Genomic DNA, 14,794 nt, shown 5'->3' on the forward strand with positions numbered 1-14,794 from the left:
ATCCTTGGCAGCTCAGACGCTGCGGGTGGCGACGATGGGTGGAATGGAGGCAGCGCGCAGGGCCGGGCCGATGACGGCAGCCTGGCCCAGCAACCACAGCAGTACGGCGCCCAGCGGCAGGTAATACAGCGGCAGCCGGGGGATTTCGAAGTAATGCATCAACAACTGGTTGCCGGCGTAGGCCAGCAGCATGCCCAGCGCGATGCCGGCGGTGGTCAGCAGCAGGTTTTCGGTCTGGAAGTAGCTGATGATCTGGCGGCGGGTTGCACCCAGTGCGCGGCGTACACCGATTTGCTTGGTGCGTTGCTGCACCCAGAAACTGGCCAGGCCAATGATGCCCAGCGCGGTGACCAGCAACATGACCAGGCAGATGCCCAGCAGCAGGCGGGTCATGCTGCGGTCCTGCTGGAAGTAGATTTCGCGCAACTGCTGCAGCGGCTTGCTGTAGTCAGCGGAGATGATCGCTTCCGGCGTGACCTTGGGGGCGGCGGCGACGGCGTCGCTGACGATACGTTGCAGATCACGTGGATTGGCACGCACAACATAGGTGCCGGCCTGCGAATCTGTGGTCACCGGCACGATCACCGACCACTCCATGCCGGCCAGGCCGTTTTCGCTGCGGCCCGGGTCGGGGCGTGAGAAATGTGCCAGTACGCCAGCAACGGTGAGCTGGTAGTCGCCCATCCACAGCTGCTTGCCCAGCGGGTCCTGGCCCGGCCAAAGATGCTTGGCAAATGCCTGGGTGATCCAGACCTGGGCGTGCGCGGGCAGGAAGTTCTCCACCCGCTGGTAGTCGGCGTCACTGAACATGCGGCCCTGCACCGGCTTCAACTGCAACGTATCGATTGCGCCTGCATCCATCGTGTAGAAATGCGGCACACCGCCGTGGTGCTTGCCCTCCGGATCCAGTGAGACGCCGGCGGTGCCGGCGCGTTGACCGAACGGCACGGCATTGAGGACGCCCACGGCCTGCACGCCGGCTTGGCTGCGCAGCTGCTGCAACCAGCGGCTGTTGATATCCACCTCGCTGCAGGATTCACAGTCGAGTAAGCTGAGTGTTGCGATGGAGGCCTCATCGACGCCGCTGATCATGCCGATCAGCTCCATCCGCGAGGCGGCCAGGAACAGCGCATTGCACAGCACCGCACAGGCCAGCGCGATTTCCAGCACGATCAGGCTGGCGGCGATGCGATGCCGCGACAGGGTGGCGATGATGGGTTTGATGTCCAGGGTCATGGCTTACAGGGCCTTGATCTGCAGGGCCGGATCGATGCGGGCGGCGCGCAGCGCCGGCAGCAGTCCAGCGATGACGGTGGTCGCCACGGCGGTGGCGAAGGTGAGCAGCAGCATGGTCATGTCCAGCTGCACCATGTCGGCGTAGGCCAGCGGCTGCTGGCGGATGCTCCACAACCCGACCAGGGTGAACAGCAGGCCGAGCACGGCACCGCCAACGCCGATCAGCGCCGCCTCGATCAGGCATTGCTGGAACACCATCGCGCGGGTCGCACCCAGCGCACGCAGCACACCGATCTCGCCGGTACGGCGCAGGAACTTGGCCAGCAACAGGCCGACGGTGTTGAACAGGCAGATCACCAGGAAGGCGATGGCCACCCAGGCCTGCAGCTTCACATCACGCGGCACCACACCGTTGTAATCCATCCATTCCATCAGGCTGCGCAGCCGCGCCAGCTCCGGCTGGCTGATACGGCCGAGCTGCTGTTGCTGCTGTACATAGGCCTGCAGGTGCTGCTGGTAGGCGGCGACCTTGGCGGGGCTGTCCAACTGCACCCACAACTGCAGCCACACGCAGTCGGTGTTCTCCAGGTGGCCCGGCTGCTCGGGCAGGGTGTTGCAGGTGAACTGCTGGAAGTTGCCGGCGTTGATCTGCAGGCCGGTGAAGAACGGCACCATCACCTCTTCGACCGGACGGTAATAGTCGGCGGTGTCGCCCTGTGCAAAGCGGCCACCGGCCACGGTGTAGAACAGCGGCGATGGGCGCCACGGCTTGAGCACGCCGATGATGCGGACTTCGCTGTCGCGGATGCGCAGCATCTGGCCGGTGCTGTCCTTGCCGCCGAACAGGCGCTGGTTCAATTCCGAGGAGATCACCGCCACGCGGGCACGGCGTTGATCATCCTCGGCCGACCAGCCGGCACCGTAGGCCATCGGCACCTGAAACATCGGGAAAAAATCGGCGGTGGTGGACAGCATCGTGGTCATCATCGCCGGCCCTTGGCTAGCCGGCGCGGATAACTTGACGGGGCTGTCCACCACCAAAGCCTTGCGGTCGGCCGGACCATCACGCCACAGGTCCGTCGCCGAGGTGTAGTCGAGCATGTCCAGCGGTTCACGGCTGGCGCGTTCGCCACGCGGCGATGCATCCACCTGCGGGTAGTAGATCTGCGCGCTGCGCCCGGGCAGGGGATCGCCCGAGAGCAGGTGCTTCACTGTCAGCGTGGTCATCGACGCACCAATGCCCATTGCAATGGACAGCACCATCAGTGCGGTCAGCACGGGGGTGCGGCGCAGACTGCGCAGGCCTTGGCGGAGGTGATAGGCGAACAGCGACATGGGTGGCTCAGCCCTGGTTGTCGGCAACAGCGGCGATACGGGCGGCGTGGGCCAGCACCGGCTCGCGGATCAGGTCGGTGGCCTGGCCATCGACGATGTGCACGTTGCGCTGGGCGCGTGCAGCCAGTTCCGGATCATGGGTCACCATGACGATGGTGGTGCCCTGGCTGTTGATCTCTTCCAGCAGCTCCATCACGCCGCGTGCCATCTGCGTATCCAGGTTGCCGGTAGGTTCGTCGGCCAGCAGCAGGCGCGGGCTGCCAGCCAGGGCGCGGGCGATGGCGGCGCGCTGCTGCTGACCGCCGGACAGTTCGGCCGGGTAGTGCTTCATGCGCGAGCCCAGGCCGACATCGCTCAGGGCTTTTTCAATGCGCTGCTTGCGCTCGGCCGAGGGCATGCCGCGGTAACGCAGCGGCACATCGACGTTGTCGAACAGGTTGAGGTCGGGGATCAGGTTGAAGCCCTGGAAGATGAAGCCGATCTTCTGGTTGCGCAGGCGCGAGCGGGCGTCGTCGCCGAGATGGCTGACGTCCTGCCCATCGAGCAGGTATTGGCCGCTGGTGAAGGTTTCCAGCAGGCCGGCGATGTTGAGGAAGGTGGTCTTGCCCGAGCCGGAGGGGCCGGTGACCGCGACGAACTCGCCTTCGCGCACATGCAGGTCCAGCGAACGCAGCGCATGGGTTTCAACCTGTTCGGTACGGAAGACCTTGGAGACGGATTGCATCTGGAGCATGGGTTTTCCTTTCAGCGACGGGGAATGTGGAGCGGGCAATAGCGTGGGACGGGGTGGATGGGAGTGCTGGAGCGGTGATGCGGAAAACAGCGGGCGGGCGTCGTTGCGTACAGCGTGCAGGTCAGGGCTCACGACAACCCGGGCACCTGCAGCTGCGTTCAATCCCGACGCCCGACCCCCGCCTTCAGTTGATGGAGACGCGTTCGTTGTCGCCGAACAGGTCGGCACCGGAGACAACGATCTTTTCGCCCGGCTGCAGGCCGGAGACGATTTCCACTTCGCCCAGGCTGCTGACGCCGGTCTGGATCGGGCGACGCACCGCGGTGCCACCGCTGACCACATAGGCGTAGCGGCCGCCGGATTGTTCGATGAACGGGCCGCGCTCGACCTTGAGCACGTTGTTGCGGGTATCCAGCAGGATGCGAGCGCTCATGCGCTGGCTCTGGCGCAGGCCGGGCGGCTGCTTGTCGGAGAAGCGCAGGCGGGCGACGACTTCACCGTTCACCACTTCCGGCGACACCGCGGCGATTTCGCCCGGGAACGGTTGGCCCGAACCGCTGGTGAGCTGGGCCGGCATGCCGATCGCCAGATCACGCGCGAAGCTTTCCGGTACCTTGATTTCAATCTCGAAGCGCGACAGGTCAACCACGCCCAGGATCGGTGCGTTGGTGGCGACCTGGGTGTGCTGGGTGGCCTGTACCTGGCCAACCTGGCCATCGAACGGTGCGCGCAGGGTCAGTGCGTCGACCTGGCGCTTTACCTCGGCGACCACGGCTTCCTGGCGGTCGGCGAGCAGGCGCTTGTTGCGGGCATCCAGGGTCGCGCCCTGGCTCTGCAGGCTGGCGTCCTGATGGGCGTGCTGCAGTTCGATATCGGCCTTCTTCAGTTCGTCCTGGGCCTTGGCCAGATCCACCTGTGGCACCGCGCCGCCGTCGTAACCGCGCTGGTAACGGTCCAGATCGCGCTGGGCGGCGGTACGCAGCAGGCCGGCCTGGTCGGACAGTTTGGCGCCGGTGGCGCGGGCGAGGACGGCATCCAGCGCGGCGCGGCTGGCTTCGGCCTCCAGGCCGGCCAGGGTGGCCTGCTCCTGGGCCAGCTTGCTGCGCAGTTCCGGGCTGTCGATCACTGCCAGCTCCTGGCCCTGCTTGACCACGTCACCGGCGACGACCTTCAGGGTCACCGTGCCGGAGGAGATGGCGTACAGCACAGGGCTGTTGGCGGCGATGACGCGGCCATCGGCGGCGATGTCACGGACCAGGTCGCCGCGGCTGACCTCGGCCACGCGCAGGCGGTCGCCATCGAACGAACGGCTGGCGCCTAGCCAGTTGCTGATCACATAGCCGATGCCGATCACCACCGCTGCGGTGGCGACGGCCGGCCACAGCCAACGGCGCCAGACGGGTTGTGGGCGCTGGGTGCTTACCTGGTCCTGGGCGGAGGTGTCGCGGATCATCGTCGGCTTCGCTGCTGGGGTTGGTATCTATTAAGCAGGTCGCGTGCCAACTCCAACTGTTTGAATCTATTTGGAAAATATTCAGTGTTGTGAGTGTCCGGGTGTCCGCGGACGCTTGCGCGGACAGTGTCCGGGCGCCGATGTCCCGGCATGTCCACTGGTTGTCTGATCCAGCTGACTTAGAATGTCCGTTCGTAAACACGAATGGATAGGCTATGTGCGGGATTGTGGGAGCGATCGCGGATCGCGATGTGGTTCCGGTACTGATTGAAGGGCTCAAGCGGCTGGAATACCGCGGCTACGATTCCTCCGGCATTGCGGTGCTGGATGGTGAGCACATCCGGCGCGTGCGCCGCACCGGCCGGGTCGCGGAAATGGAAGGCGCGGCCACTGCCGAACAGTTCCATTCAGTGCTGGGCATCGGCCACACCCGCTGGGCCACCCATGGTGGCGTCACCGAATCCAATGCCCATCCGCACATCAGCCAGGGTGTGGCGCTGGTGCACAACGGCATCATCGAGAACCACGAAGAGCAGCGCGAGAAGCTGCTCGCGCTGGGCTATGTGTTCGAGTCGCAGACCGATACCGAGGTGATCGCGCACCTGATCCACCATCACCTCAAGGCCGATCACGACGACCTGCTCGGTGCCCTGCAACGCACGGTCAAGGAGTTGACCGGTGCTTACGCACTGGCGGTGATCAGCCAGAACGAGCCCGAGCGCATGGTGGTGGCACGCATGGGCTGCCCGCTGCTGGTTGGGCTGGGTGAGGGCGAGAACTTCGTCGCCTCGGATGTGTCGGCGATCCTGCAGGCCACCCGCCGGGTGATGTTCCTGGAAGAAGGCGATACCGCCGAGCTGACCCGTCACGGCGTGCGTGTATTTGATGCCGACAACGCCCCGGCGCAGCGCGAGCAGCGCATGTCGGACGTATCGTTGGCCTCGCTGGAACTGGGCCCGTACCGTCACTTCATGCAGAAGGAAATCCACGAACAGCCGCGCGCGCTGGCCGACACCGTCGAGGCCGCGATTGATGCCGGTGGTTTCCCGGCAACCTTGTTCGGCAAGAATGCCGAAGCGGTGTTCAAGGACATCGAGGGCGTGCAGATCCTGGCCTGCGGCACCAGCTACTACGCTGGCCTGACCGCGCGCTATTGGATCGAAGCCATCTCCGGCCTGCCGTGCAGCGTGGAGATCGCCAGCGAGTACCGCTATCGCGCCGCCTATGCCAATCCCAAGCACCTGATCGTCACCATCTCCCAGTCCGGCGAAACCCTGGACACGATGGAGGCGCTCAAGTACGCCAAGTCGCTGGGCCACAAGCACACGCTGTCGATCTGCAACGTGCCCGAGAGCGCCATTCCGCGCGCCAGCGAACTGGTCTGCTACACCCGTGCCGGCGCCGAGATCGGTGTCGCCTCGACCAAGGCGTTCACCACCCAACTGGCCGCGCTGTTCCAGCTGACCGTGGTGCTGGGCAAGCTGCATGGCAAGGTCGATGCCGAGCAGGAGAGTGGCTACCTGGAACAGCTGCGGCATCTGCCGGGCAGCGTGCAGCATGCACTGAACCTGGAGCCGCAGATCATCGCCTGGGCCGAGCGCTTCGCCGGCAAGTCCAACGCGTTGTTCCTGGGCCGTGGCCTGCATTACCCGATTGCCCTGGAAGGCGCGCTCAAGCTCAAGGAAATTTCCTATATCCACGCCGAGGCCTATCCGGCCGGTGAGCTCAAGCACGGTCCGCTGGCGCTGGTGGATGCGGAGATGCCGGTGGTGGTAATCGCCCCCAACGACAGCCTGTTGGAGAAGGTGAAGTCCAACATGCAGGAAGTGCGTGCGCGCGGCGGCGAGCTGTTCGTGTTCACCGACCAGGACAGCAACTTCACTGCCTCCGACGGCGTACACGTGATCCGCACCCCGCGCCATGCCGGCGTGCTCAGCCCCATCGTGCACACCATCCCGGTGCAGATGCTGGCGTATCACACTGCCCTGGCGCGTGGCACCGACGTGGACAAGCCGCGCAACCTGGCCAAGAGCGTCACCGTGGAGTGATGCCTGTCACAGAGGCGTAACCGGTGTGGAGAAGTAAAAAAGCTCTATCTCAGGCAATAGAGATCTATCCCAGTGAACAAAGTTTTATTATGGGAAATAAAGCTTGATCCTGAGAGTCCGCTCTTCAGACCGATGAGCTGTGAACCAAGGTGATAAGAAGCTGCCGCCATCATGGGCGGCAGTCTTTTCGGTGCATCAATTTTTCGCCGGTGGGAAAATCAGGTTGTCACCATCCGTTCCTGTCTTTTCAGACTTCCATCCGGATGGGTCCAGAAGATCACTACGTCCAGCCGGGATGATGTATTCAGATAGATGGCTGCTAGTACTTCAATGGATTGTTTGGGGGCCAGCGTTGCCGGGAGCTTGGCGGCATAGTCTTGCGAGACCAAGGGGCTGTCACCAGGCGGATTTCGAATCCAGCATTGCTTGCAGTGACTTCGCCATCGTTCGTGAGGCGAAAACGCTCACTGATTAGCGGGCGGCCATTGCTACTGATGATCTGACGCTTTACCAAGCTAAGCGATAGCGTTGTCTTTCTACGGCGATCCTGCTCCTGCTGCAATTGGAGCTGCGCTAGTTCGTCCTGAGCGCGGGCCAGATCGTTGGCTTCCCGGGCAGTCTTGTTGGCAATACCCGCGCGGTGAAGCGCCACTGCGCTGATTGCCACAGCAAGTAAGGCAATGGCGGTTGTTATGCCTTCGTAGTGCGTCATGCGCCAAGACCAGCCTGGTCGATGTTTTGTCCCGCCTTGATCAGTTCGTAGACCAACCCGATCAGTGGGGCCATCGCCTGATGGTCATGCTTCATGACGTGCGCAGCCAAGTCGCCATGCGATTGCAGCGCACGCACCACCGCTGATTGTACTGAGCCATTGATGTTGCCGTTCATGGCTACGTCGCGCGGGTTGCTCTTGACCTGGGCCATAGTGTTGGCGTCTTCGCGCACTATGTCGGCGACGTGATTTACGAACGCCACCTTGTCGGTCAGCGGTGTAGCTTCACCGAAGATCGAATTGAGGCGTGCAATCACTTGTCGCAGATAAACAGGGAGCGATGCCTGACCACCGCCACCCGCACCGATGGGCTTGAGGATGACAGCATCATCCTTGGGTGGTTCGCCACCATCTGGCATGTCTTCAAGCTTGATGTCGAAGCCGGTCAGGACCAGGGCGGACACGTCTACCTGCTCGGGCGGCACGCCGTGTAGGCGTTTGGCCAGCAACCGGGCGAAGCTGGCGAAGCCTTCCAGCTCGGCATCGCCGAGGTCGATGGTCTGGGCGATATAGGTGTACAGCGAGCCAAAGCGGCTCAGCCCGGATTTGAAATCCAGCAACTCCTGCAACGTATCGGCATGCGCGGTGCGGGCGGCATCAGCCTGTTTCATGCCGGCTTCGTTGCCCTGTATTTTGGCCAGCTCGAACGCTTGCTCAGCCGACTGCATGGCGGCCAGCCCGGCTTTGATGGCGTCATTGAAGCGCTGTGTCGGCTGGCTGGTGGCGGCGTACAACGCCTTGTGCTGCGCCTGTTCTCCCGCCGCAAACGCCGCGGCCGATTTGTAGCGCACGGCGGTGTAGGCAGCCACGTCTTCGCGTGCGTAGATGCGTGCCTTATCCAGGTCGGCCTGCAGGTCGTAGATGATGTTGGGGTTCTGCACGTCCACGATGCGCGCGCCGGTGTCGTACTTTGCAAACGCATCCACGATGGCCTGCGGCTCGTTGACGAAATCGACCACGAAGGTGGTGTCCTTGCCCGGCGCAGTGCGGTTGAGCCGCGACAGCGTCTGCACAATTTCCACTTCGTTGGCAATCTTCTTGTCCAGGTACATTGCGCACAGCTTGGGCTGGTCGAAGCCGGTCTGGAATTTGTTGGCCACGATCATCACGCGGAACTCGGGACGGTCGAACACCTTGCGTAGGTCGCTGCCGTACTGGCGCAGGTTCATGCTGCTTTCGGTGAACTGCTCGTCGTCCTGCGCGGTGAACGGGTCGTCCCGCAGTTGCTCGTCTGAGCTGTGGCTCACTTCCTTGCCGGTCAGTGCGCCGGAGAACGCCACCAGCGCCTGAAACGCTTTGTGCTGTGGGCGGGCAGCAATGTACGCATCGAACGCACGCTTGTAGCGCACGGCTGACGCACGCGATGAGGTGACAATCATCGCCTTGGCGGTGCCGCCCAGCAGTGGCGCTACATTGGCCGCAAAGTGCTCAACGATGAACTCCACCTTCTGCGTGACATTGGTCGCGTGCAGGTTGAGCCATTTGGCCAGGGCGCGTTTGGCTGCCTTCTGCGAGAGGCGCTTGCCGTCCTTGGTCGGCTCGGCCAGGTTGAATGCGGTTTTGTACGGCAGATAGCCGGCCATCACGTCGAGGATGAAACCTTCCTCAATCGCCTGGCGCATCGGGTACTTGTGGAAGGATTGCGGCTTGTTTTCTTTGCTGGGCGGCAGGGTGGGGTCGGCAAGCCGGCCGAACAGGGTCAGCGTGGCGTGCTTGGGCGTAGCCGTGAAGGCAAAGTAAGAGACGTTCTTCGGGCGCACACGCGAGGACTGGATCTTCTCCAGCAGCTCCTCGACGGTCAGCCCTTCCATTTCCTTGGCATCGCGCAGCGCGAGCGTGGCCTGCAGCTTGGAGGCGGCTGAGCCGGTCTGGCTGGTGTGGGCTTCGTCGATGATGACGGCGAAGCTGCGGTCTTTCAGCTTGCCGTTGGTCAGCACCTGCTCCATGGCGTAGGGGAAGGTCTGGAGCGTCACCACGATGATGGGTGTGCCGCGCTCCATAGCCCTGGCCAGCTCCTTAGACTTGCTTTCGCCAGTGTCCTTATCACCGATGGCGGCAATCAGATCCTTCTGGTGGTCGATCTGCTGGACGGCGTCCTGGAGTTGCTTGTCAAGCACGGTGCGATCGGTGACCACGATGACCGAATGGAAGTAGGGCTCGCCTTTGTCAGGAGTGCGCAGGCGGATCAGGTCGTGCGCAGTCCAAGCAATTGTGCTGGTCTTGCCCGAGCCTGCCGAGTGTTCGCACAGGTAGGTCATACCCGGGCCGTTGGCCTTGGCATCGGCGATCATCTTGGTCACGGCATCCCACTGGTGGAAGCGGGGGAAGATCTGCGTTTCCTTGCGGGAGTGGTTGCCGGCCAAGTCGACCACGTCCTTCTTCTCGGTGTAAACGAAGCTGTGGAAGATCCGCAGCCAGTTGTCGCGCTGGCAGACCTGCTCCCAGAAGAACGCCACTGGGTACTCGCCGTTTTCCCGGATAGGATTGCCCGTCCAGACGCCATTACTGCCGTCACGGCCCTGGTTGAAGGGCAGGAAGTAGCTGTTCTTGCCGGCCAGCTTCGTGCACATCTGGATGTCACTGTCGGACATGGCGAAGTGGACAACCGCGCCACGCTGGAATGTCAGCAACGGCTCCACGCGCCTGGTGGTCTGGTCCATCGGCAGACGGTCGTTCTTGTACTGCTCGACAGCGGCTTCCGCAGACTGGGTGAAGTCGGTCTTGAGCTCCACGGTGGCCACGGCCAGGCCGTTGATGAAGAACACCAAGTCGATCGCCAGCTTGCTGCCGGGGCGGTACATGAGCTGCGGCACCACGCGCAGGATGTTCGAGTTGTAGCGCTCCCAGGCAGACAGATCACGTTCGTCCTCTGGCAAGCCCTCGCTGAGCGAAATCTCGCCCGCGCCAGCCACCTTGATGCCCTTGCGCAGCACGCTGACCGTGCCCTCGCGTTCCAGGGCCTGGGCAAGACGATCCATGAGGGTGGCTGTGGCCTTGTCTCCGTTGCCGGCCTTTAGCCTCTCCCACTTCTTGGGCTGGGTCGTCTTCACCCACTCAACCAAATCCTGGGGGTACAGCGCATGGTTCTGGTCGTAGCCGGGCGTGGTGCCAACCTTCCAGCCGCGGGCGGCCAATTGCTTGACGATGTACTCCTCGAAGTACTTCTCGCGGTGGGCGGTGTCGGTGAAGGCGGGGTGCATGGCGGGACGTGTCCTTACGAATTGGCGCTCAGGTGAGTGAACAGGAAGATCGCTATACAGGCGTAAGCTGCAATGATCAGAGCGAGCTTTGACCAGTAGAAGAAGATCGCAGGCCAGTTGAACCAACGGGAAGCAGCAACGTTGGCGTCGGTTGTGACCGACTTGGCTGCCAGTTCCTTCTCCTTGGCCCGGTGGAAATACCCCCAAATCGCTGACGACGTGGCGTACTGGAGGAGGTCGCAGGCCAAAGAAAGGCAGAGGAGAATCATGGCCCAGGTCAGGATCGATGGAAGCGCGATCCCTGGTTGATCCTGAGGCTGGTTGAACACCCAGATTGCCGCAATGCCGGCAAACGCCAGCTGCCTGGCCGCGGCGCTTGCCAAGCCAGATTGGCGGTAATAGTTCTCCCTCGCCTCAGAGAGCTTCATTTGGACTTCTGGCCGCCTGAGGGATTACGCGGGCCTCCGCTGTTTGTATTGCTGCTCCTGTTCCCGCCACCGGTAGGCGTACTGGCTCCCGGGCCAGTTCCCTTGTTACCCGAACCACCAGTATTAGGAGAAGAGGGCTTGTTGTTGCCGCCAGATGGGCCGCTGCGATTGGATGAAGTCATTGTCGTGATGAGGGCGGAGTTGTGGAATTGGTTAGTTGCTCAGGGCGATCTTGCCGGTAACAGCAGCGGTGATCAGTGCTGTGCGGTGCTCGCGCAACAGCTCGACGGAGCGCTCAGTCTTGGCGATTAGGGTGTCGATGCGGGAGGTGGCGCTAGAAATGTGGGCTAGGATCTTGACTTGCTCTTCTTCCGGAGGACGCGGAACTGGAAGATCGCGCAGATTGCTAGATGAGATCGAGGCCAGGTTGGTGGTTTGCTTGGATCGGAATGTAAAGAAGGACTGGGCGGAGGTCGAACCCTTGTATGCATTCAACCACTCGCTGGAAACACCATGGGGACGGATCGCAAAGACATGGTTCTGGTGTACGCAGTTGGCGATTTCGTCGCGCCAAATATGGCCACGGCCTAGCTTGTCGTTATCCCCACCCTCATTCATTAGCACGTCGTTTGCTTGCAAACGATAGCGATCCAGATCACTTCGCAGGATGTTCACTGTCGCCACATCATCTAGTTTTAGGTAGCCATCCTGGACATTGGCCACCCGCAGGTAGGGGACGCTGATTACGTCGGGGCCGGATAGGCTCTTGCCGAGCGCCAAGCCTGTCTGGACAGAAGCAATATGTCGCAGTTTGGGGATTGTCCAATGCGTCGGCACCTTCCCCAACCACTCGATCCCGCTGTCCTTCATCTGCATATTCGGATCGAGCCCCTTGGTCACGGCATGCGTGATCAGGGCCTGGCGCTTCTCACGCAACAGTTCAATGAAACGAGTCTTCTTGACTACAAGAGTGTCGATACGAGAGGTGGCACCGTCCAGGTAGGCGACGATGGCATCTTGTTCTGGGCGAGGTGGAATGAGTACGGGGAACAGACGGAACTTGTCTGCTTCAAGATCCCACTGCCCGACACGAATGCCCTTCGAAATCGACTGATACCCGGTCACAAAGGGAGAACTTCGGAATAGGTGGTGGAAGAAGGAGTCGTTACCTGCGTGTAGCTTGTCGTAAACGTAGTAAGCCGGACTGACGATGCCTTGCAGCCCGGATACAGCAATCGATCCCTGCCAGGTCTTCATTTTGTTGGTCACCAAATCGCCTCTCACGACGAGCTGGTAGCCGCTTAGGTCTTCCGACTCACGGTTCTTGTTGTCATCTCTGGAGCTCTTTTCGATGACGCCGTAGTCGCGGTAGACCGAGAGGAGGGTCTCGATGGGGTGACCTGTGATCTTCTTAGGCTTGTACATTGACCACAGCGGCTTCACGTCCCAGTGGACAGGAACATCGCCTAGCCAGCGCGCGCCGGATGGTTTGAATGACGTATGGCGACGAGTAGGCGTCATTCCGCCACCTCATCCAGCAGTGCCGCAATTTCCGCTTCCACCGCCTTCAACTCCGCGTCGATCTCGTGCAGATCACGCGGTGGCACATACTTGTAGAAGTAGCGATTGAAGTTGATCTCGTAGCCCACCTTGCCGATCTGACCGTCGCGATCATCGATGTAGTTGGTGTCCACCCAGGCATCGGAAACGTGAGGCAGAACTTCGGCTTTCATGTAGTCGCCGATGTTCTGGTCGAGCGGAACGCTCTCGAAATCCTCCAGTTCCTTGTCTGGCACGGGGTTGCCTTCGTCATCGAGGACTTCCGGGGCATCAGGGGTGCGCACGCCCAGCGCGCTTTCCAGCGCGTTGGCCAGTGGCTTGGCGATCTTGGGCAGGCCAGCCTTCTTGGTCAGCGCGGGCAAGTCGACGAACCACTCGTAGGGATAGGTCTGGCCCAAGTACTTGCGCAGCAGCTTCGCCCAGCCGTCTTGCGTTTCCTCATCCAGTTTGGCGAAGGGCTTGTTGGTCTGGAGGGCTTCGATGGCCTCATCAGTGATCTTGGCAACCAGGCGCAAGGGGCGCAGCACCTTGATCCGGCGGTAACCGAAGTCGCGGTAGTCCACGATCCGCACGTTCTCGCTGGGTGCGAAATCGGCATATAGGCGAGCGATGTCCTGTGCCTGCTCGTCGCTGACATAACGGCGCTTGTTACCCTCGGACTTGCGCATGGGGCTGTGCATGCCCGTGGCGTCGATCAGCTGGACCTTGCCCGCGCGCTCCTTGGGCTTGTTGTTGTCCAGCAGCCAGATGTAAGTGCCAATGCCCGTGCGGAAGAAGATGTCGGTGGGCAGGGCTACGATGGCGTCGATCAGGTCGTTTTCCAATAGCCAACGACGGATCTCGGTTTCACCCTGGCCGGCGTTGCCGGTGAACAGCGGCGAGCCCGACAGGATGATGGCCGCACGGCCGCCGCCATTCTCAGGGCGCTCCAGCTTGGAAACGAGATGCTGGATGAAGAGCATGGAGCCGTCGGAAATGCGCGGCGTTCCTGCGCCGAAGCGGCCCTCAAAGCCCCTCTCTTTGGCCTCTCGCTCGACGAAGGCCTGGTCCTTCTCCCACTTCTTGCCGAAGGGAGGGTTGGACAAGCAGTAATGGAAGCGCTGGCCGGCGAATGCGTCCTGGGAGAGCGTGGACTTGGGGCCAGCGATGTTGGCCGACAGGTCACGCGCGGGCTCGGTTTCCAGGCGACGCAGCAACATGTTGGCCAGGGCGACGGCGTGGGTTTCTGGTTCCAGCTCCTGGCCGAACGGGATCAGTACGGGCGGGGCCTTGCCTTGGGCAGCGAGGCCATCGACGTGATTCATGGCGTCGGTGAGGAAGCCGCCGGTGCCGCAGGTGGGATCGTAGAGCGTGCGGATCAGGCCCGGGTTGTCGCGGAACAGGGCATCGTCGGGATCGAGCAGCAGGGTCGTGGCCAGGTGGACCACGTCGCGCGGCGTCATGAAGTCCTCAGCCGCCTCGTTGACCTCCGAGCCGAACCGGCGGATCAGGTGCTCGTAGATGTTGGACATCACCCGGTCGGGCACGACATCCGGGTGTAGGTCGGTGTTGGCGAAGTTCTGGCAGATCTTGAACAGGATGTCGGCGCGGGCCAGGCGTGCGATCGTGTCGATGAAATTGAACTGATCGAAGATAACGCGCGCGTTGTCCGAGAAACCGGCGATGTAGGCCTCCAGGTTGGACTTGGTCTTGGTCGCGCCCAGGGTGGCCAGCGAGTACTGGGAGGTGTTGTAGAAGGGCAGGCTCGCGGTCTGGCGCAGGATCAGTGCCGTATCCAGCCCCTTGTTTTTGAACTTTGCATGGGCCTCGCGGACCTTCTCGCGGGTGGGTTCCAGCACGCATTCCAGACGACGCAGCAGGGTGAACGGCAGGATGATCTTGCCGAAGTCGGTGTGCCTGAAGTCGCCCCACAGGTCTTCGGCATTCTTCCAGATAAAGCTGGCCAGGACGGTGTCGGAAGCGTTGGGGGCTTCTGCGGTCGGGGTGCTGGTGGTCTTGCCGTTCTTGGTCATGGTGCCTGTTTCAAAGT

Annotated in this window: 9 protein-coding genes; 1 reads left to right on the plus strand and 8 read right to left on the minus strand. The window is 62.2% G+C overall.

What is annotated here, in order from left to right; all coding sequences use genetic code 11:
- Positions 1-12 precede the first annotated feature (12 nt).
- The 4 genes from ABB27_RS03725 to ABB27_RS03740 form a co-directional block, all read right to left on the minus strand.
- Complete coding sequence (locus tag ABB27_RS03725; RefSeq protein ID WP_338061715.1) at positions 13-1,236, minus strand: ABC transporter permease; 1,224 nt, start codon at positions 1,234-1,236, stop codon at positions 13-15.
- Positions 1,237-1,239: 3 nt separating this feature from the next.
- Positions 1,240-2,565, minus strand: coding sequence for an ABC transporter permease (locus tag ABB27_RS03730; RefSeq protein ID WP_152984426.1), 1,326 nt, complete (start codon positions 2,563-2,565; stop codon positions 1,240-1,242).
- Between the two features lie 13 nt (positions 2,566-2,578).
- Positions 2,579-3,304, minus strand: coding sequence for an ABC transporter ATP-binding protein (locus tag ABB27_RS03735; RefSeq protein WP_057626881.1), 726 nt, complete (start codon positions 3,302-3,304; stop codon positions 2,579-2,581).
- Between the two features lie 184 nt (positions 3,305-3,488).
- Positions 3,489-4,757, minus strand: coding sequence for an efflux RND transporter periplasmic adaptor subunit (locus ABB27_RS03740; RefSeq protein ID WP_057626882.1), 1,269 nt, complete (start codon positions 4,755-4,757; stop codon positions 3,489-3,491).
- Positions 4,758-4,972: 215 nt separating this feature from the next.
- Here ABB27_RS03740 and glmS point away from each other — a divergent pair, with 215 nt between their 5' ends.
- The gene (gene glmS, locus ABB27_RS03745; protein WP_057626883.1) at positions 4,973-6,805 is read left to right on the plus strand and encodes a glutamine--fructose-6-phosphate transaminase (isomerizing); all 1,833 of its coding nucleotides are present in this window, start codon (positions 4,973-4,975) and stop codon (positions 6,803-6,805) included.
- A 319-nt stretch (positions 6,806-7,124) separates the two neighbouring features.
- On the opposite strand, the gene ABB27_RS03750 is transcribed toward glmS, so the two are convergent.
- The 4 genes from ABB27_RS03750 to ABB27_RS03770 all read right to left on the minus strand — a co-directional run bounded on the left by ABB27_RS03750 (position 7,125) and on the right by ABB27_RS03770 (position 14,777).
- On the minus strand, positions 7,125-7,517 hold the full coding sequence (locus tag ABB27_RS03750) for a hypothetical protein (protein ID WP_057626884.1): 393 nt from the start codon (positions 7,515-7,517) through the stop codon (positions 7,125-7,127).
- The gene (locus ABB27_RS03755) at positions 7,514-10,984 is read right to left on the minus strand and encodes a type I restriction endonuclease subunit R (protein ID WP_244479124.1); all 3,471 of its coding nucleotides are present in this window, start codon (positions 10,982-10,984) and stop codon (positions 7,514-7,516) included. Before ABB27_RS03755 ends, ABB27_RS03750 begins: the two co-directional genes overlap by 4 nt.
- Positions 10,985-11,418: 434 nt before the next feature.
- Positions 11,419-12,726, minus strand: coding sequence for a restriction endonuclease subunit S (locus tag ABB27_RS03765; protein ID WP_057626887.1), 1,308 nt, complete (start codon positions 12,724-12,726; stop codon positions 11,419-11,421).
- A complete protein-coding gene (locus ABB27_RS03770) occupies positions 12,723-14,777 on the minus strand; it encodes a type I restriction-modification system subunit M (protein ID WP_083491121.1) in 2,055 nt (684 codons plus the stop codon). The genes ABB27_RS03765 and ABB27_RS03770 overlap by 4 nt, the downstream gene beginning before the upstream one ends.
- Between the last annotated feature and the right edge of the window lie 17 nt (positions 14,778-14,794).

Origin of the sequence: Stenotrophomonas terrae (genome assembly GCF_001431465.1) — a bacterium.
GTDB classification, from domain to species: Bacteria; Pseudomonadota; Gammaproteobacteria; order Xanthomonadales; family Xanthomonadaceae; genus Stenotrophomonas; species Stenotrophomonas terrae.

Coding starts and splice junctions, on each gene's coding strand:
- ABB27_RS03725 (WP_338061715.1), bottom strand. CDS start 1,236: ATGACCCTGGACATCAAACCCATCATCGCCACCCTGTCGCGGCATCGC.
- ABB27_RS03750 (WP_057626884.1), bottom strand. CDS start 7,517: ATGACGCACTACGAAGGCATAACAACCGCCATTGCCTTACTTGCTGTG.
- ABB27_RS03770 (WP_083491121.1), bottom strand. CDS start 14,777: ATGACCAAGAACGGCAAGACCACCAGCACCCCGACCGCAGAAGCCCCC.
- ABB27_RS03740 (WP_057626882.1), bottom strand. CDS start 4,757: ATGATCCGCGACACCTCCGCCCAGGACCAGGTAAGCACCCAGCGCCCA.
- glmS (WP_057626883.1), top strand. CDS start 4,973: ATGTGCGGGATTGTGGGAGCGATCGCGGATCGCGATGTGGTTCCGGTA.
- ABB27_RS03765 (WP_057626887.1), bottom strand. CDS start 12,726: ATGACGCCTACTCGTCGCCATACGTCATTCAAACCATCCGGCGCGCGC.
- ABB27_RS03735 (WP_057626881.1), bottom strand. CDS start 3,304: ATGCTCCAGATGCAATCCGTCTCCAAGGTCTTCCGTACCGAACAGGTT.